Source organism: Nonomuraea sp. NPDC050540 (assembly GCF_044457485.1).
Classification (GTDB): Bacteria; Actinomycetota; Actinomycetes; order Streptosporangiales; family Streptosporangiaceae; genus Nonomuraea.
The window spans coordinates 16,638-33,067 of sequence record NZ_JBITHA010000027.1 but is presented as its reverse complement, the minus strand read 5'-3'; the positions used below and the strand labels follow the sequence as shown (position 1 = coordinate 33,067).

The following is a 16,430-nucleotide window of genomic DNA, read 5'->3' as shown; positions in this document are numbered from 1 at the left end:
GCCGCCGCGGATCGCGCGGCGGCCGAAGGGCGGGCGGGAGGAGGTCGCCCGCTGAGGGTGGCCTACTTGATCGAGCCGGCGGTGAGACCGCCGACCACCTTCCGCTCGATGAGCGCGAACAGGATGATCACCGGGATCGTGGCGATCACCGATCCGGCGAACAGTCCCTGCCAGTCCACGGAGTACTGGCCCATGTAGGAGTGCAGCGCCACGGGCAGCGGCTGGTTCTCCGGGCTCGTGGTCAGGGTCAGCGCGACGACGAACTCGTTCCACGCGGCGATGAACGTGAAGATCAGCGCCGTGATCACGCCGGGCATGGCCAGGGGGAGCGTGATGCGGAACAGCGCGCCCATCCGCCCGTTGCCGTCGATGAAGGCCGCCTCCTCCAGCTCACGGGGGATGCTGGAGAAGTACGCGTTGAGGATCCAGACCGCGAAGGCCAGGTTGAACCCGCCGTTGACCAGGATCAGCGACCACACCGAGTCCACCAGCCCGAACTGGAAGAACTCCCGGTAGATGCCCACGACCATCGAGGTCGGCTGGAACATCTGCGTGACCAGCACCAGGATCAGGAAGAACGTGCGCCCCCTGAAGTTGTGCCGCGCGGTGTAGTACGCGGCCGGCAGCGCCACGATCAGCACCAGCAACGTCGAGCCGATCGCGACCTGCAACGAGACCAGCAGGTTGTCGGCCAGCCCGCCCCGCCAGAACCCGCCGATCGCAGACAGGTCCCAGGTGTCGGGGAACCACTGCGCCGTGCGCAGCTCGTTCTGCGGCCGCAGCGCGATCAGGACCATGACCAGGTACGGGAAGAGGAAGACGAACCCGATCAGGTACGCGAGCCCGGCGATGAGCGTCGTCTTGACCCGCGGCATCGTGTGCGGGCGGCGCGGGCGCTGGTGGTGGTGCCGCCGCCGGCTCAGCGGGGCGGGAGCGGTCTGCGTGCTCACCTACGCCACCTCCTTGTTCCAGCGGGAGACCCGCAAGAAGATGATGGTCAGCACGATGACCATGCCGAAGTTCACCACCGACATCGCCGCGGACGCCCCGATGTCGGAGCCCTTCAGGATGTACATGAAGATCGTGGACGTCGCGGTGTCGTAGCCCGGCTGGCCCTTCGTCATCGCCCAGATGATCGGGAAGCTGTTGAAGACGTTCATGACGTTGATCAGCGCCGCGACGGTCAGCGCGGGCCGCAGCAGCGGCAGCGTGATCGACCAGTAGGTGCGGAACTTCGAGGCGCCGTCCATCCTGGCCGCCTCGTAGATGTCGGCCGGGATCGTGGCCAGGCCGGCCAGCAGCGCGTACGTCGTGAACGGCACCGACACGAACACCGCCACGAAGATCAGCCACGGCATCGCGGTGGAGGCCTGGCCGAGCTGGTCGGCCGAGGTGCCGCCCATCGCGCCGAGCAACCCCAGCGAGCTCGGCTCGATGCCGAAGGTGTCTTTCAGGAAGACGCCCAGGTCACGGCGGATCAGGTTGATGACGCCGACCTCGGGGTCGAGCATCCACTTGAACACGATCGCGGTCATCAGCACCGACGCCGCCCACGGCGCGATCAGCGCCCAGCGGGCCAGCTTGCGGCCCGGAAACTTCTGGTTGAACAACTGCGCCAGCAGCAGGGAGATCAGCACGGTGAGCACGACGACCGCGATCACCCAGATCACGCTGCGGACCATGATGTCCCCGAAGTCCTTCGAGGTGAAGACCTTCGTGTAGTTGTCGGGGAAGTTGCCCTCCCGGACCACGCCGAACCGGCTGATCTGCAGGAACGACGACCGGATCATCTCGATCACCGGCCAGATGACCACCGCGGCGATCAGCAAGACCGCGGGCCCGACCCAGGCGAGCGGCTCCAGCTTCTTCATGCGAACCCTTTCTGGAGGTACGGCAGGCGCCCGGCACCGAGCCGCCTGCCGTACGCACCTCGACCGATCAGCCGGTCTCGGCGACCTTCTGGAGCTCACCGAGCGTCTTGGCCGGGTCCTTCACGGCGCCGCCCATGGTCTGCTTGATCTGGGTGTTCAGCTCAGACCACTTGGGGTCCTGGAACGGGTAGAAGCTGGCGTTGGGCAGGCCGTCGAGGAACGGCTTGAGCTTCTCGTCGCCCGAGAGCTTCTGGATGCCGCCGTTGGTGACGGGCAGCAGCTTGTAGAGGTCCACGATCTTCTCGGCGGCGGGGCCGGTGTAGAAGAAGTCGAAGAACTTCTTGATCTCGTCGGGGTGCTTGTTCTGGTTGAACGCCATGATCCAGTCCATGACGCCCAGGGTCGTGTTGAGCGGGCCGGTCTTGCCGGGGATCGCCACGACGCCGTACTTGTCCTTCACGGCGCCCTTGTCGAAGATCGGGATGGACATGGGGCCGCCGTTGGCCATGCCGACCTTGCCGGCGGCGAAGTCCTCCCAGACCGTCTTGCGGTCCTTGGTGCCGGGGTTCGGGCTGGTCAGACCGGCGTCGACGAGGCCCTTGACGTAGGTGAAGGTCTCGACGTTCGCGGGGGAGTTGATCGCCCACTTGCCGGCGGCGTCCTTGTAGGCGCCGCCGTTGCCCAGCATCCACAGGAACGCCTCGGCCTGCGCCTCCTCCTGGCCCAGGGGCAGGCCGAAGGGCTGGCTGACGCCGGACTTCTTCAGCTTCTCTGCCGCGGCCTTGAGCTCGTCCCAGGTCTTGGGCGGCTCGGCGATGCCGGCCTTCTCGAACAGCTCCTTGTTGTAGAACAGGGCGCGGGCGGAGGAGACGAACGGCAGGCCGTACGAGGCGCCGTCGACCTTGCCGAACTCGGCGAACTTGGCCAGCAGGTCCTGCTGGACGTTCGGGGAGACGATCTCCTCGACCTTGTGCAGCAGGCCGTCCTTGACGAATCCGGAGTAGTCGCCGGTCTGCAGGATGTCGGGCGCCTGGCCGTTCTGGACCATGGTCGCGACCTGCTTGTCGATGTCATTCCAGTTGATGACGGTGACCTGGACCTTGATGTTCGGGTTGGCCTTCTCGAACTCGCCGACGACCTCCTTCCAGAAGTTGTCGCCGGAGTTCGCCGCGCCGGGGCCGTCGCCGTAGTCGGCCGCGACCATCTTCAGCGTGACCGCGCCGCCGGCGGAGGCCGTGTTGCCACCCTCGGCCGGCGTGCCCGAGCCGCCGGTACTGCCACAGCTGGACAGGACCAGCATGGTGGCCAGGCCGAGAGCGGCGCCGCCCACAAGCTTGATGTTCACCGTAGATACCGCCTTCACGTCGGACGGGTCACGCTGGTCCGTACCAGCCCCGGACCCAGCCCACAGGGTTTTGGGGGTGCGTGAGCCACAGCTCACCGCGTTTGCGTCAGAGTAAGCCTCTGTTCAGCAGCCGGTCTATACCGGTGGGTATCGGTTTGAAAACATCCAAACGCACAAACCGGCATAACCGGTCTAGACCGGGTGTGTCAGGGGATCTTTCTCCGCACGTTCTCCCCGCCCTCGGGCGCGCCGATCCACGGGCCCTCGACCGAGGGGTCGAGGATGCCCTCTTCGAGGAAGGTGTACCGGCCTTCCAGGACGTAGCGCGCCAGCCGTACCTCCTGGGCGTCGTTGTTGTCCCAGAGTGTGGAGAAGAGGGTCTGGATGCGGCGGCTGGCCTGCAGGCAGAACGTGTCGGCCAGTTCCTGCGGGCGCCGGCCCAGGTCGGCGGCGTCCTCCCTGGCCTTCACGCAGGCGGCCGTCATCGCGAACAGCTCGGCGCCGATGTCCACGATCCGGCCGAGGAAGGCCTGCTTGTGCTCCAGCCGTCCCTGCCAGCGCGACATGCCGTAGAAGAGCGAGCGCGCCAGCTTCCTGCTGGTCCGCTCCACGTAGCGCAGGTGGCGGGCGAGCGGGCCGAAGCCGGGGTACGACGCGGGCAGCGAGCCGGAGCCCGCCACCAGCGTGGGCAGCCACTTGGCGTAGAAGGCGGTCGCCCGCCGAAGCGCCTGGGCCCGCTCGTGGCGGGAGGCGTCCGGGTTGATCAGCTCGCCGGCGGCGCTCAGATGGGCGTCGACCGCCTCGCGGGTGATCAGCAGCTTCATGATCTCCGAGGAGCCTTCGAAGATCCGGTTGATCCGGGAGTCGCGCAGCATCTGTTCGGCGGGTACGCCCCGCTCGCCCCTGGCCACCAGCGACTCGGCGGTCTCGTAGCCGCGTCCGCCCCTGATCTGGACCAGTTCGTCGAGGGCGGTATAGGACAGCTCGGTGGCGTACAGCTTGGCCAGCGCCGCCTCGATGCGGATGTCGGTGGCGGCCGAGTCGGCCATGCGCGCGGTCAGGTCGCAGACGGCCTCCAGCGCGTACGCGGTGGCCGCGATGAACGCGATCTTCGTGGCCACGGCCTCGTGCTCGCCGACGCTGCGCCCCCACTGCACGCGCGCCGAGCTCCACTCGCGGGCGATCTTCACCGCCCACTTGGCGTTGCCCGCGCAGGTGGCGGGCAGAGAGAGCCGCCCGGTGTTGAGCGTGGTCAGCGCGATCTTCAGCCCCTCGCCCTCGCGCCCGATCAGGTTGGCCGCCGGCACCCGCACGCCGGCGAACGTCGTGACCCCGTTCTCGATCCCGCGCAGTCCCATGAAGGTGTTGCGCCGCTGCACCGTGATCCCCGGCGAGTCGCCCTCGACCACGAAGGCGCTGATCTTCTTTCCGGTACGCGCCATCACGACGAGCAGATCGGCGACCACTCCGTTCGTGGTCCAGAGCTTCGTCCCGTCGAGAACGTAGTCGTCGCCGTCCTTGACGGCGGTGGTGGCCAGCCGCGCGGGGTCCGACCCCACATCCGGCTCAGTCAGCAGAAACGCCGATATTTCACCCTTTGCACAGCGTGGGAGGAATTTCCGCTTCTGCTCCTCGGTGCCGAACAGCTTCAGCGGCTGCGGCACCCCGATCGACTGATGCGCCGACAGCAGCGTCGCCAGCGCCGGGCAGTACGACCCGACCAGCATGAGCGCCCGGCAGTAGTAGAGGTACGGCAGGCCCAGCCCGCCGTACTCCTCGGCGATCGTGATCCCGAAGGCCCCCAGCTCCCTGAACCCGTTGACCACCTCGTCGGGAACGACCCCCGTCCGCTCGATGACCGCCGGATCGACCCGCGTATCCAGGAATCTCCGGACGGCCCGGACGAAGTCCTCCCCCCGCTTGGCCGCGTCGTCGGGGACCGTCTGAACGGGATAGACCAGATCCAGCCGGAAATCCCCGAGGAACAGCTGCTTCGCGAAGCTCGGCCGGTTCCACTCCGTCTCACGGGCCTGCTCGCCGAGCTCTCGTGCCTTGGCATAGTCGCTCATCTGCGCCCTCCCGCCGACGTTACGCCCCTGTCGCGGATGTCGGAAGGCGCGCCTAGTACGTGGAGACCTCGATGAGGTTGCCGTCCGGGTCGCGGAAGTAGACCGACGTCATCTCACCCAGCGCGCCCGTACGCGGCGCCGGCCCCACCTCGATCGCGACCCCCGAGGCGCCCAGATGCGCGATGACCTCCTCGATCGGCACCGCGCTCACCAGGCACAGGTCCGCCGACCCGGGTGTGGGCCTGGCAGCCTTGGGATCGATCTCGTGCCCGGCGGCGTGCAGGTTGATCTTGTGCGGGCCGAAGCGCAGCGCCCTGCGGCCCTCGCCGAACACGACCGGCTCCATGCCCAGGACCTCGTGGTAGAACGCGATGGTCCGGTCGATGTCGGCGACGGTCAGGACCAGGTGATCGAGACGCTCGATGCGGATCATCCGGCCACTCTATTGTCGGGAGCACCGGCTACTGTGTGGGCTTCACCACGGATCCAGGGGGGCTTCATGACCACTCTCGCCGACCGGCCCAACACCGCGCTGCTGGTCATCGACGTACAGAACGGCGTCGTCGCCGGCGCCCACGAGCGCGACACGGTCGTCGCCAACATCGGCGACCTCGTGGACAGGGCCAGGCGCGAGCAGGTGCCCGTCGTGTGGGTGCAGCACTCCGACGAGGAGATGCCCCTGCGCAGCGACGGCTGGCAGATCGTGCCAGAACTGGTTCCCGGCGCCGCCGAGCCGCTCGTGCACAAGGTCTACTTCGACTCCTTCGAGGACACCGACCTGGAGAGCGTGCTGTCGGGCCTCGGCGTCGGCCACCTCGTCGTCGTGGGCGCGCAGACCGACGCGTGCATCCGCTCCACGCTCCACGGCGCCATCGTCCGCGGCTACGACGCGACGCTGGTCAGCGACGCGCACACCACGGAAGACCAGTCCGCGTGGGGCGCGCCCGCGCCGGAGCAGGTCATCGCCCACACCAACCTCTACTGGCGCTTCCAGACCGCGCCGGGGCGCAAGGGCGGCACCCTGGAGACCAAGGACGTGGCCTTCGGCTGATCAGGACTGGGGGACCCGGGCCACGCAGAAGACCGTCTGGCCGAACGGAGGCCGGATGAACCGCTCGATGAAGCGGGTCGTCGGCACCACCGTGCGGTCGTAGATCTTGACCAGCCGGGGGTCCGGGTACCCCACGCCGCCCCGGCGGACCGCGGCCCACCAGGCGATGCCGCCCAGGAAGTTGATCGGCTTGCACACGTCGATGTCCAGCCCGGCGCGCATGACCGTCTGGGTCAGCGTCTTGGGCGTGTAGCGCTGGACGTGGCCGACCTTGCGGTCGAAGTCTCCGTAAAGCTGCATGTAGCCGGGCACCCAGATGATGATCCGGCCGCCGGGCGCCGTCACCTTGGCCAGCGAGCGCAGGGCCTCGGAGTCCTCCTCGATGTGCTCCAGGACGTTCATGAGGACGACCGTGTCGACCTGGCCCTCCATCGGGACCGGGTCGGGGAGCGCGAAGTGCAGGACCTCGATGTCGGAGTTGTCGGCGAAGCGCTTGTTGAGCTGGTCGCAGCAGTAGGGGTCGAAGTCGCTGACCACCAGCCGGTCCAGCCGCGGCAGGAACTGCTCGGCGAAGTGCCCCAGCCCAGAGCCGATCTCGAGCATCGAGCGGCCCACGTGCGGTGCGACCATGTCGAACTCGTACTGCCGGTAGTTCTTGGCCTCGTCGCCACCTAGGTGGTTCTCCAGGGCCTCGTCACCGGCCGCCGGTTGCACTACACGGTCATACCCAGAAGACATGAGTCCTTGTTTCCTTCAAGGGGCTACGGATCTGCCAGAGTCTAGTGCCCGCTTAACGATGAGGCTCACCTCTTCCGCTGCGGGGCCGCCATGCGGTGGAATCTGTCTCGTCCATGGACGACGACGAGGCGATCACCCGCGCGCTGTCCGGCGACCTGTCCGCCTACGAGGCGCTCGTCGCCCGCTACAGCGCGCTCGCGCACCGCACCGCGGCCATGCTGGGCGCCGGCGACGAGGCCGAGGACGTCGTGCAGGAGGCGTTCGTCAAGGCCTACCGGCACCTGGCCTCCTTCCGCCGCGACGCGCCCTTCCGGCCGTGGCTGCTGCGGATCGTCGCCAACGAGACTCACAACCTCACCCGCTCGCGCGGCCGCCGCACCGAGCTGACGTTGCGGGCGAGCATGAGCGCCGACGCCGCCGCTCCCGACGACCCAGAGGGTACGGCCGTCGCCGCCGACCGCAGGGCCAGGCTCCTGGAAGCGGTACGACGGTTGCCTGATCGGGAACGTCAGGCCGTGGTCTGCCGGTACTTCTTACAGCTGTCGGAAGCGGAGACCGCCCAGGTGCTCGACTGGCCGCTGGGCACCGTCAAGTCCAGTACGCACCGCGGGCTGGCCAGGCTGAGGGAGGAGGTGGGCCGTGACCTCGCATGAGCCGTTCGGCGATCTGGAAGCCGAACTTCTCGCGCTCGGCGACGCCGTCGACGTGCCCGCGCCGCCTCCCGCCGACGTGGCGGCAGCCGTACGCGCCCGGTTGGAGGCCGGCGACGGCGCGAACCTCGCCGACGGCGAGAACACCGACGCCCCCGAGGAGAACGCGCCGGGCGGTGACGTCATCGCGCCCGAGGATGACGCCGGAGCGGCTTCACCCGCGCCCGGCGAGCACGGGACCCGGCGGTCCGGTGGGCTCTTCCGGCGGCCGCGTGGGCGGGAGGACGTGTCGCGGCGGCCCGGCAGGCGGCGGCGGTGGGTGATCACGGTGGTCGTGGTGGCGGTCGTGGTGGCGATCACGGCGGGTACACCGCAGGGCAGGGCGGCGGTCGCGCACATCCTGCGGCTGGCCGGCATCGAGCTGCGCATCACCGACGCCCCGCCGGTGGCGGTGTCGCCGACGCCGCTGCCCGGCGAGCGCACGGTCACCCCGGATCAGCTCTCCGATCTGGTGAAATTTCCGGTCAACCGGCCCAGCGTCCTGGGCGAGCCCGACGAGGTCAGGATCAGCGACAAGGGCCGCGTGGTGTCGATGTTCTGGGACGGCGTCAGGCTGGACCAGTTCGACGGCGGCTTCAGCCCGGTCTTTCTCAAGGAGATGGGCGAGCCCTGGCCCGACAACGTCCCGCTCCGCTACGGCGAGGCGTGGTGGATCACCGGCACCCACCGGCTCAGCTACCTCAAGCGCGGCGACAACACCCCGCTCCCGCTGCGGCTGGCCGAGGAGACCCTGTTGTGGGAGCGCGGCGGCGTCGGCTTCCGCCTCGAAGGCGTCAAGGACAAGGACCGGGCCGCGGAGATCGCGAACTCACTCCGCTGACGGCGCCGCCAGCCAGTCGTCCACGCCCTTGAGCATCTCCTTGCCCACCGACTCCGGGGCGGCCGACGACCTGATCGACTGCCTGGCCACCTCGGCGATCTCGGCGTCGCGGAAGCCGTACACCTCGCGAAGAAGCTCGTACTGGCGCAGCAGGCGCGCGCCGAACAGCAGCGGGTCGTCGGCGCCCAGCGCGATCGGCACCCCCGCCTCGAACAACCGCCGCACCGGCACGTCGGCCGCCCGCTCCGCCACCCCGAGGCCGACGTTGGAGGTCGGGCAGACCTCGCAGCAGATCTGGCGGTCGGCCAGCCGCTCCATGAGCCGCTCCGACTCCGCCGCGCGCACGCCGTGGCCGACCCGGTCGGCGTGGAGGTCGTAGACACACTGCTCGATGCTGCGGGGGCCGAGCAGTTCGCCACCGTGGGGCAGGGACAGCAGGCCCGCGCGCTTGGCGATGCGGAAGGCGCGCTCGAACTCCCTGGCCTCGCCGCGCCGCTCGTCGTTGGACAGGCCGAAGCCGACGACGCCGCGGCCGACGTACTGCACGGCGAGCCTGGCCAGCGTGTTCGCGTCGAGCGGATGGCGGGTCCTGTTGGCCGCGACGATCACCGCGACGCCGATCCCGGCATGCGCGGCGGCGCGCGCGGCCGCGTCGAGCATCAGTTCCAGCGTCGCGGTCAGCCCGCCGAAGCGCTGCTGGAAGCCCGACGGGTCGACCTGGATCTCCAGCCAGCGCGAACCCTCGGCGGCCTCGTCCTCCGCGGCCTCGCGCAGCAGCCGGTAGACGTGCTCGGGCGTGGACAGCACGGACCTGGCGATGTCGTAGAGCCGCTGGAAGCGGAACCAGCCCCGCTCGTCGGTCGCGCGCAGCCGCGGCGGCCAGTCCTCCTCCAGCGCGTCCGGCAGGTGCAGGCCCTGTGACCTGGCCAGCTCGATCAGCGTCGAGTGGCGCATCGAGCCGGTGAAGTGCAGGTGCAGATGGGCTTTGGGAAGCGTGTGGAGCGGGCGGTGCATCTCCTTATTCTTCCACTCAACTTCCCGGCGGGTTCGCGTGTTGTGGAAGGCGAAAGGGGACCCCGCTGATGACGGATGAAGACGAGGCGGCCTTCGACGAGTTCGTCGCCGCCAGAAGCACCTCGCTGCTGCGGACCGCGGTACTGGTCTGCGGCGCGTCGGCGCACGACGCCGAAGACCTGGTCCAGGGCGCACTGGAGAAGGTCTACAAGCACTGGTCGAGGATCCGCCGCGACAACCCCGAGGCGTACGCGCGCAAGGTCGTCGTGAACGCGGCCATCAACAAGGCCAGGCGCCGCCGGGTGCTGCAGGAGATCACCTTCGCCCGGCCGCCCGAGACCGCGGCCGGCTCGCCCGACGTGGACCTGCGCGACAGCCTCATCGAGGAACTGCGCAGGCTGCCGCCCAGGATGCGGGCCGTCCTGGTCCTCCGCTACTGGGAGGACCAGTCGGAGAGCGCGACCGCGGCGCTGCTGGGCTGCTCGCTCGGCACCGTGAAGAGCCAGGCGGCCAGAGGACTGGCCAAGATGCGCGAGAGCGTCAAGGAAGGAGTGTTTCGATGAACGTCGAGGAAGAGCTCAGGGAGGCGATGGCCAGGCATGTCGCCGACGTCCACGCACCGCCGACGCTGGGGCGCTCCGTGCGCCGCGCCCGCCGCCGCCACACCATCAGATTTCGTACGGCGGGAGCCGCCCTGGTCACCGCGGCGGTGGCGGTGACGGTGCCCGCGGTCCTCACCTCCAACGAACCCCAGCCGGTCCGGGGCAACGAGACCGCCTCGGTCGTGGTCACGAACAAGGTGACGGTGCCCGACGTGAACGGCCTCAAGCTGGATCAGGCGGTGAAGACGCTGAGAGCCGCCGGGCTCCAGGTCGACGACATCGCCGAGATCCCCCAGTTCGTCAACGGGCAGAAGCCCGCCGCGGGCGAGGAGGTCGAGCCCGGCACCAGGGTGACGCTGACCTCCGCCCTGCAGGACCTCGGCGACCTGGGCGACGGGCGGGAGTTCGGTGGGATCCGGGTGGGATACGTCCCCGAGGGTCTGTCCTGGGGCAACTGGTCGGGCAAGAACGGCTTCGGGGAGACCTCCTACACGACCTCCTTCGACGAGCCCAACAAGGACGGCACCTACTCCATCCAGATCATCGTCTACGAGGGTAAGGCGGCGTCGTCCGTCGACAAGCGGCTGGCGGAGTTCCCCGGCGAGGGCGCGGAAACGGTCGAGATCAAGGGGAAGAAGGGCTACCTGGTGGCGCTGGCGGAAGACATCCGGGTGGTCAAGAAGGAAGACGAGGCCGATCCGAACATGGTCACCCATACCATCGGCTGGAAGCTCCGTGACGGCCTAGCCGTCGAGGTCATGATGAGCCCGTTCCGCGCCATGAAGCTCGACCGGGACCAGATCAAGGACGAGATGCTCAAAGTCGCGGAAGGAATTCATCCGATCTCCGAGTAAAGCCCGCCCGAAACTGGGGATCTACCAGGTATGCATTCGGGGCAATGGTGGCGTGCCGCGTTCTCGGTCCTGGCCCTGGTGTCGTCGGTGGTGGCGCTCTCCCTGGTGTTCTCCGCAGATTTCGGACAACAACCCCGGCCCGCGCCGCCGCCTCCCGCCCCCGCGATGATCAAGCCCACCACAATCGCCGTCGTCTCCGACAACTTCTGGCTCACCTATCTCCCCGCGGGCCTGGAACGGACCGGCGGTGGGGTGATCGCCCAGGAAAAGGGCGCCGACGGCGGCTGGGCCCGCTTCGGAACCGGCGAACGCACGGTCGAGGCGCAGGTCGAACACGGTACTGTCGCTGCTGACTGGGAGACCTACCGCAAGCGGGCCGACCTTGAACGCGCCCGCGAGACCACCGTGCGTGGCAAGCCCGCCGTGGTCGGCGCCCATCCGGAAGGCGGCAAGATGATCGTCTGGCTGGAACGCGTCGGCACCGGCGCGTGGATCCGCGTCAGCGAGCCGCTGGCCAAGGAGCTGCTCGCCATCGCGGCCTCGGTGAAGGCTCCGGTGGGAGACTAGGGACCTTTTCCGGAAGGCGGACGATGCGGCTGTTGGCAGTGTTGGCGCTCGTGTTCGCTCTGGGCGGGTGCGGCACCGCCGTACCGGAGAGCCGGGCCGTTCCCAGCCCCAGCCCGGAGCCCGCGCGGGCGACGGTGCTGGGGTGCGGCGAGCAGCGGATCACCTACACCGTGCCCGCCGGGCTCAAGCGCGGCGACACGACCCCCCGCATCCCCGGCCTGTCCAGCCGGTACGAGGCGCAGAGCGTCGCCTTCGGCAGCGGGGACGACACCCTGTGGATCGGGGTGGTGTGCGGGGTGCACTCGGCCCAGCGGTTCGTCACGCTGATCCGCGACTCGCGGCTGAGCACGCACGAAGGACGGCCGGCGTTGCGCTGGAACACCCGGGGCAGCGTCCGGCACTTCCTGTGGCTCGACCGGCCGGGCCTCGCCGTGTACATCGCGGCGACGCCCGACCTGGCCGACCAGATCGCCACGGTCGCGTCCACGATCGGCGCCGGGTAGCGGCACGACCACTGGTACGGACCGCCCTGGCTAGCGGGCTTCCGACAGCAGCTTGGCGATGCGGCCGACGCCCTCGGCGAGGTCCTGGTCGCCCAGCGCGTAGGACAGGCGGAAGTAGCCGGGGGTGCCGAAGGCCTCGCCCGGGACCACCGCGACCTCGGCCTCCTCCAGGATCAGCTCCGCCAGCTCCGCCGAGGTCTGGGGGCGACGGCCGCGGATCTCCTTGCCGAGCACCTCCTTGACCGACGGGTACACGTAGAAGGCGCCAGTCGGCTCCGGGCAGAACACGCCCGGGATGTCGTTGAGCATGCGCACCATCGTCTGGCGGCGGCGGTCGAACGCCTCGCGCATCTCGGACACGGCCGACAGGTCGCCCTTGACCGCGGCCAGCGCGGCGACCTGGGCCACGTTGGAGACGTTCGAGGTGGCGTGCGACTGGAGGTTGGTGGCGGCCTTGACGACGTCCTTCGGGCCGATCATCCAGCCCACCCGCCAGCCGGTCATCGCGTAGGTCTTGGCCACGCCGTTGAGGATGACGACATGGTCGGCCGGGACGTAGTGGGCGATGCTGGTGAACTCGGCGCCGCCGTACACCAGATGCTCGTAGATCTCGTCGGTGACGACCCACAGGCCGTGCTCGGTCGCCCAGCGGCCGATGGCCTCGACCTCCGCGCGGCTGTAGACCGCGCCGGTCGGGTTGGACGGCGAGACGAACAGCAGCACCTTCGTACGCTCGGTGCGCGCGGCCTCCAGTTGCTCCACCGAGGCCAGGTAGCCCGTGGACTCGTCGGTGACCACGTCGACCTGGACGCCCCCGGCCAGCTTGATCGCCTCGGGGTAGGTGGTCCAGTAGGGGGCGACGACCAGGACCTCGTCACCCGGGTCCAGCAGGGTCGCGAACGCCTCGTAGACGGCCTGCTTGCCGCCGTTGGTGACGAGGACCTGCGCGGCCTCGACCTGGAAGCCCGAGTCGCGAGCCGTCTTCTCTGCGATGGCCTGCTTCAGCTCGGGCAGGCCGCCGGCCGGGGTGTACTTGTGGTTCTTGGGGTCGCGCGCGGCCTCGACGGCCGCCTCGACGATGTAGCCGGGCGTGGAGAAATCCGGCTCGCCGGCACCGAAGCCGATGACCGGGCGGCCCGCGGCCTTCATCGCCTTGGCCTTGGCGTCGACGGCGAGGGTGGCGGACTCGGAGATCGCGGAGATTCGTGTGGAGATGCGGGGTCGGGTGGACATGGCTCCATGCTCCCACGATGCTGTTTCATGGGCGCTGTGACCTGGGCGATCAGATTCGGTTCGACGTGGCGGGGTATTGACCCGTAGACTCTCGCCTGGTCCTGCCGCCGCATGTCGAGCCGCGGTTCGGTCCGGGCAGTGAGCCGACCGGGGTAGTCTGGTTGGCGACATAGGGCACTAGCGCAATTGGTAGCGCACCGGTCTCCAAAACCGGCGGTTGGGGGTTCGAGTCCCTCGTGCCCTGCGAGTGCGGTCCGCGCAGCTTGGCGTGAAAGCGCGCCGCAATCTGCGTTGGATACGACGGATCAGGTGAGGACTGTGGCGATCGACACGCGCGGCGAGACCGCAGGCAAGCCTAGTGGCGAGAAGAAGACCCGCACATCTCCTGCCCTTTTCTACCGGCAGGTGGTCAACGAGCTGCGTAAGGTCATCTGGCCGACACGCAAGGATCTCATCACCTACACCACGGTCGTTCTGGTATTCGTTCTGATCATGGTTGGGATCGTTTACGGCCTCGACGCCGCCCTGGGCTGGGGTGTCATCCGCGTCTTCGGCGGGGAATAACCCTTCGCCACGCGATTCGACGAAAGAGGAAATGTCACCGTGTCCGAGTCTTCATTCCCGGCCGACGAGCCCCGCGAAGAGTGGGACGCCGAGCCGGAAGAGGCCGCTGACGAGGCTGCCGAGCCCGCCGACGACGATGTCGTCGCCGAGGCTCCTGCCGCCGATGAGGTCGATGAGGCCGAGGACGACGACGATGAGGTTCCCGCCGCCGTCGATGAGGTGGAGGCCGGCGAAGACGACGAGGCCGGGGAAGACGACGACGAGGACGAGGACGTCCCGGAGGTCGACCCGGTCGAGGAGTTCAAGCAGTCGCTGCGTGGTCAGCTCGGCGAGTGGTACGTCATCCACTCCTACGCCGGCTACGAGAACCGGGTGAAGTCCAACATCGAGAGCCGCAACGTCTCGCTCAACATGGAGGACTACATCTTCCAGGTCGAGGTGCCCACGCACACCGTCCAGGAGTTCAAGAGCGGCAAGAAGGTCCCGGTCAAGGAGCGCGTGCTGCCCGGCTACGTCCTGGTGCGCATGGAGCTGACCGACGAGTCCTGGGCCGCCGTGCGTAACACGCCCGGTGTGACCGGCTTCGTCGGCCTGTCCAACAAGCCCTCCCCGCTCAGCCTCGACGAGGTCGCCAAGCTGCTGGCCCCGGAGCCGAGCGAAGAGGCCAAGCAGACCAAGACCAAGGCGTCCGCCGGCCCCACGGTCGAGTTCGAGATCGGCGAGTCGGTCACCGTCATGGACGGTCCGTTCGCCACTCTGCCCGCCTCGGTGAGCGAGATCAGCCCCGAGTCGCAGAAGCTCAAGGTGCTGGTCTCCATCTTCGGCCGCGAGACCCCGGTCGAGCTGTCGTTTAACCAGGTCTCCAAGATCTGACATACACTGAGTCGTTCGGCTGGCCGTCTCTCGCGAAGGGCGGCCTTCCGACATGTTCGGCCAGGTACCCGGCCGAACACATCACCTATCAGGACCCGGAGTAGGAAAAATGCCTCCGAAGAAGAAGATCGCGGCCTTGGTCAAGGTCCAGCTCCCCGCTGGTCAGGCCACCCCGGCCCCGCCCGTCGGTACCGCCCTCGGTCCCCACGGCGTCAACATCATGGACTTCGTCAAGCAGTACAACGCTGCGACGGAGGCTCAGCGGGGCAACATCATCCCCGTTGAGATCACCATCTTCGAAGACCGTAGCTTCACCTTCATCACGAAGACGCCCCCGGCGCCTGAGCTGATCAAGAAGGCCCTGGGCCTCGACAAGGGCAGCGCGGTCCCGCACAAGGAGAAGGTCGGCAAGCTCAGCCGCGAGCAGCTCCGCAGCATCGCCGAGACCAAGATGCCGGACCTCAACGCCAACGACGTCGAAGCAGCGGAGAAGATCATCGCCGGCACCGCCCGGTCGATGGGCATCACCGTCGCCGACTAACCTTCCGACCACCGTGGAAGGGCCGCGCTGGCCCGCACCACAGACTCCACCACAGGAGATAGCCATGCAGCGCAGCAAGGCGCACAAGGACGCGGCGGCCAAGGTCGACCGCGACAAGCTCTACTCTCCGGCCGAAGCCGCCAAGCTGGCCAAGGAGACCACCACCACCAAGTTCGACGCGACCGTCGAGGTCGCGCTCCGACTGGGCGTCGACCCTCGCAAGGCCGACCAGATCGTGCGCGGCACGGTCAACCTCCCGCACGGCACCGGTAAGACCGCCCGGGTCCTGGTCTTCGCGACCGGTGACCGTGCCGAGGCAGCCCGCGAGGCCGGAGCCGACATCGTCGGCGCCGACGAGCTCATCGACGAGATCTCCAAGGGCAACCGCCTCAACGAGTTCGACGCCGTCGTGGCCACCCCCGACCTGATGGGCAAGGTCGGCCGCCTGGGCCGCGTGCTCGGTCCCCGTGGCCTCATGCCCAACCCGAAGACCGGCACCGTGACGCCCGACGTCGCCAAGGCCGTGACGGAGATCAAGGGCGGCAAGATCGAGTTCCGCACCGACCGGCAGGCGAACCTGCACTTCATCATCGGCAAGACGTCGTTCCCCGAGCGCCAGCTCATCGAGAACTACGCCGCCGCGCTGGACGAGGTGCTCCGTCTCAAGCCGTCGGCCGCCAAGGGCCGTTACGTGAAGAAGGTCACCTTCTCCACCACCATGGGCCCCGGCGTCCCGGTCGACCCCAACGCCACCCGCGGGCTCACCGCGGAGCTGGACGGCTAGCCGTACTGGCTGCATCCGCTCAAGGCCCTGCCGTTGTACGGCGGGGCCTTCTGCTTTGCCGGCTCGGGCCTTACAGGCTCGGGCCTTCGCGCTTTCGTGCGGGCGCCTCGCGCATGGGCGGTGCTCGCTTGCCCAGCCGAGAGTCGTAGAGCGTGAGTTCGGAGGGGGAGCGCCATGCGGCCTGGTGGCCCCGGAAGAACCCGCGCAGGCCGGTTGTATGCGGGAATCGGGCCTTGACGGCTGTTCGAGGCACTCCGCGGCGGTCGTGAGGAGGTGTCACGGCCCGAGTCC

19 protein-coding genes and 1 tRNA gene are annotated in these 16,430 nt (G+C 68.6%); 12 read left to right on the top strand and 8 right to left on the bottom strand.

Annotated elements, in window-relative coordinates; all coding sequences use genetic code 11:
- Positions 1–62: 62 nt before the first annotated feature.
- From ACIBI5_RS50080 to ACIBI5_RS50060, 5 genes are all read right to left on the bottom strand, one after another.
- The gene (locus tag ACIBI5_RS50080; RefSeq protein WP_397258225.1) at positions 63–950 is read right to left on the bottom strand and encodes a carbohydrate ABC transporter permease; all 888 of its coding nucleotides are present in this window, start codon (positions 948–950) and stop codon (positions 63–65) included.
- A complete protein-coding gene (locus ACIBI5_RS50075) occupies positions 951–1,871 on the bottom strand; it encodes a carbohydrate ABC transporter permease (protein ID WP_397258223.1) in 921 nt (306 codons plus the stop codon).
- A 67-nt stretch (positions 1,872–1,938) separates the two neighbouring features.
- Positions 1,939–3,216, bottom strand: a complete 1,278-nt coding sequence (locus ACIBI5_RS50070; protein ID WP_397258221.1) for an extracellular solute-binding protein — start codon at positions 3,214–3,216, stop codon at positions 1,939–1,941.
- Between the two features lie 206 nt (positions 3,217–3,422).
- Complete coding sequence (locus tag ACIBI5_RS50065; RefSeq protein WP_397258219.1) at positions 3,423–5,285, bottom strand: acyl-CoA dehydrogenase family protein; 1,863 nt, start codon at positions 5,283–5,285, stop codon at positions 3,423–3,425.
- 52 nt (positions 5,286–5,337) lie between these two features.
- Positions 5,338–5,718, bottom strand: a complete 381-nt coding sequence (locus ACIBI5_RS50060; RefSeq protein ID WP_397258218.1) for a VOC family protein — start codon at positions 5,716–5,718, stop codon at positions 5,338–5,340.
- 66 nt (positions 5,719–5,784) lie between these two features.
- Between ACIBI5_RS50060 and ACIBI5_RS50055 the strand changes: the two genes are divergently transcribed.
- On the top strand, positions 5,785–6,336 hold the full coding sequence (locus ACIBI5_RS50055; RefSeq protein WP_397258216.1) for a cysteine hydrolase family protein: 552 nt from the start codon (positions 5,785–5,787) through the stop codon (positions 6,334–6,336).
- Here the strand turns inward: ACIBI5_RS50055 and ACIBI5_RS50050 are convergent, their stop codons facing one another.
- Complete coding sequence (locus ACIBI5_RS50050) at positions 6,337–7,074, bottom strand: class I SAM-dependent methyltransferase (protein WP_397258215.1); 738 nt, start codon at positions 7,072–7,074, stop codon at positions 6,337–6,339. It lies immediately after the preceding gene.
- A gap of 113 nt (positions 7,075–7,187) precedes the next feature.
- On the opposite strand from ACIBI5_RS50050, the gene ACIBI5_RS50045 reads away from it, so the two are divergent.
- Positions 7,188–7,727 (top strand): RNA polymerase sigma factor, encoded by a 540-nt coding sequence (locus ACIBI5_RS50045; protein ID WP_379614605.1) that lies wholly within the window; start codon positions 7,188–7,190, stop codon positions 7,725–7,727.
- Positions 7,714–8,604 carry a hypothetical protein gene (locus tag ACIBI5_RS50040; RefSeq protein ID WP_397258213.1) on the top strand — a complete coding sequence of 297 codons (891 nt, stop codon included), beginning with the start codon at positions 7,714–7,716 and terminating at the stop codon, positions 8,602–8,604. Before ACIBI5_RS50045 ends, ACIBI5_RS50040 begins: the two co-directional genes overlap by 14 nt.
- Here the strand turns inward: ACIBI5_RS50040 and ACIBI5_RS50035 are convergent.
- Entirely contained in the window at positions 8,593–9,618 is a 1,026-nt protein-coding gene (locus tag ACIBI5_RS50035; RefSeq protein ID WP_397258212.1) for an adenosine deaminase, read from the bottom strand. The two genes, ACIBI5_RS50040 and ACIBI5_RS50035, sit on opposite strands and share 12 nt — an antisense overlap.
- A gap of 68 nt (positions 9,619–9,686) precedes the next feature.
- On the opposite strand from ACIBI5_RS50035, the gene ACIBI5_RS50030 reads away from it, so the two are divergent.
- The 4 genes from ACIBI5_RS50030 to ACIBI5_RS50015 are packed head-to-tail and all read left to right on the top strand — an operon-like array spanning position 9,687 to position 12,144.
- A complete protein-coding gene (locus ACIBI5_RS50030) occupies positions 9,687–10,181 on the top strand; it encodes a SigE family RNA polymerase sigma factor (protein WP_397258210.1) in 495 nt (164 codons plus the stop codon).
- The gene (locus tag ACIBI5_RS50025; RefSeq protein ID WP_397258208.1) at positions 10,178–11,074 is read left to right on the top strand and encodes a PASTA domain-containing protein; all 897 of its coding nucleotides are present in this window, start codon (positions 10,178–10,180) and stop codon (positions 11,072–11,074) included. The genes ACIBI5_RS50030 and ACIBI5_RS50025 overlap by 4 nt, the downstream gene beginning before the upstream one ends.
- Before the next feature lie 30 nt (positions 11,075–11,104).
- On the top strand, positions 11,105–11,641 hold the full coding sequence (locus ACIBI5_RS50020) for a hypothetical protein (protein WP_397258206.1): 537 nt from the start codon (positions 11,105–11,107) through the stop codon (positions 11,639–11,641).
- Between the two features lie 32 nt (positions 11,642–11,673).
- Positions 11,674–12,144, top strand: a complete 471-nt coding sequence (locus ACIBI5_RS50015) for a hypothetical protein (RefSeq protein WP_397258205.1) — start codon at positions 11,674–11,676, stop codon at positions 12,142–12,144.
- Positions 12,145–12,174: 30 nt separating this feature from the next.
- Here the strand turns inward: ACIBI5_RS50015 and ACIBI5_RS50010 are convergent, their stop codons facing one another.
- The gene (locus ACIBI5_RS50010; protein ID WP_397258203.1) at positions 12,175–13,377 is read right to left on the bottom strand and encodes a pyridoxal phosphate-dependent aminotransferase; all 1,203 of its coding nucleotides are present in this window, start codon (positions 13,375–13,377) and stop codon (positions 12,175–12,177) included.
- 171 nt (positions 13,378–13,548) lie between these two features.
- On the opposite strand from ACIBI5_RS50010, the gene ACIBI5_RS50005 reads away from it, so the two are divergent.
- The 5 genes from ACIBI5_RS50005 to rplA all read left to right on the top strand — a co-directional run bounded on the left by ACIBI5_RS50005 (position 13,549) and on the right by rplA (position 16,139).
- Positions 13,549–13,621: transfer RNA gene (locus tag ACIBI5_RS50005), tRNA-Trp, on the top strand.
- A 74-nt stretch (positions 13,622–13,695) separates the two neighbouring features.
- Positions 13,696–13,941, top strand: a complete 246-nt coding sequence (secE, locus tag ACIBI5_RS50000) for a preprotein translocase subunit SecE (RefSeq protein ID WP_397258202.1) — start codon at positions 13,696–13,698, stop codon at positions 13,939–13,941.
- Positions 13,942–13,980: 39 nt separating this feature from the next.
- Positions 13,981–14,814: a transcription termination/antitermination protein NusG gene (gene nusG / locus ACIBI5_RS49995; protein ID WP_397258200.1), complete on the top strand. Its 834-nt coding sequence runs from the start codon at positions 13,981–13,983 to the stop codon at positions 14,812–14,814.
- Between the two features lie 109 nt (positions 14,815–14,923).
- Positions 14,924–15,355: a 50S ribosomal protein L11 gene (gene rplK / locus ACIBI5_RS49990; RefSeq protein ID WP_184958104.1), complete on the top strand. Its 432-nt coding sequence runs from the start codon at positions 14,924–14,926 to the stop codon at positions 15,353–15,355.
- A gap of 64 nt (positions 15,356–15,419) precedes the next feature.
- Complete coding sequence (gene rplA / locus ACIBI5_RS49985; RefSeq protein ID WP_184958103.1) at positions 15,420–16,139, top strand: 50S ribosomal protein L1; 720 nt, start codon at positions 15,420–15,422, stop codon at positions 16,137–16,139.
- Positions 16,140–16,430: the final 291 nt, after the last annotated feature.

Excerpts from the sequence above, each read along its gene's own strand:
- ACIBI5_RS50075 (WP_397258223.1), bottom strand. The coding sequence starts at position 1,871 with ATGAAGAAGCTGGAGCCGCTCGCCTGGGTCGGGCCCGCGGTCTTGCTG.
- ACIBI5_RS50065 (WP_397258219.1), bottom strand. The coding sequence starts at position 5,285 with ATGAGCGACTATGCCAAGGCACGAGAGCTCGGCGAGCAGGCCCGTGAG.
- ACIBI5_RS50060 (WP_397258218.1), bottom strand. The coding sequence starts at position 5,718 with ATGATCCGCATCGAGCGTCTCGATCACCTGGTCCTGACCGTCGCCGAC.
- ACIBI5_RS50055 (WP_397258216.1), top strand. The coding sequence starts at position 5,785 with ATGACCACTCTCGCCGACCGGCCCAACACCGCGCTGCTGGTCATCGAC.
- ACIBI5_RS50050 (WP_397258215.1), bottom strand. The coding sequence starts at position 7,074 with ATGTCTTCTGGGTATGACCGTGTAGTGCAACCGGCGGCCGGTGACGAG.
- ACIBI5_RS50045 (WP_379614605.1), top strand. The coding sequence starts at position 7,188 with ATGGACGACGACGAGGCGATCACCCGCGCGCTGTCCGGCGACCTGTCC.
- ACIBI5_RS50035 (WP_397258212.1), bottom strand. The coding sequence starts at position 9,618 with ATGCACCGCCCGCTCCACACGCTTCCCAAAGCCCATCTGCACCTGCAC.
- ACIBI5_RS50030 (WP_397258210.1), top strand. The coding sequence starts at position 9,687 with ATGACGGATGAAGACGAGGCGGCCTTCGACGAGTTCGTCGCCGCCAGA.
- ACIBI5_RS50025 (WP_397258208.1), top strand. The coding sequence starts at position 10,178 with ATGAACGTCGAGGAAGAGCTCAGGGAGGCGATGGCCAGGCATGTCGCC.
- ACIBI5_RS50020 (WP_397258206.1), top strand. The coding sequence starts at position 11,105 with ATGCATTCGGGGCAATGGTGGCGTGCCGCGTTCTCGGTCCTGGCCCTG.
- ACIBI5_RS50010 (WP_397258203.1), bottom strand. The coding sequence starts at position 13,377 with ATGTCCACCCGACCCCGCATCTCCACACGAATCTCCGCGATCTCCGAG.
- rplK (WP_184958104.1), top strand. The coding sequence starts at position 14,924 with ATGCCTCCGAAGAAGAAGATCGCGGCCTTGGTCAAGGTCCAGCTCCCC.
- rplA (WP_184958103.1), top strand. The coding sequence starts at position 15,420 with ATGCAGCGCAGCAAGGCGCACAAGGACGCGGCGGCCAAGGTCGACCGC.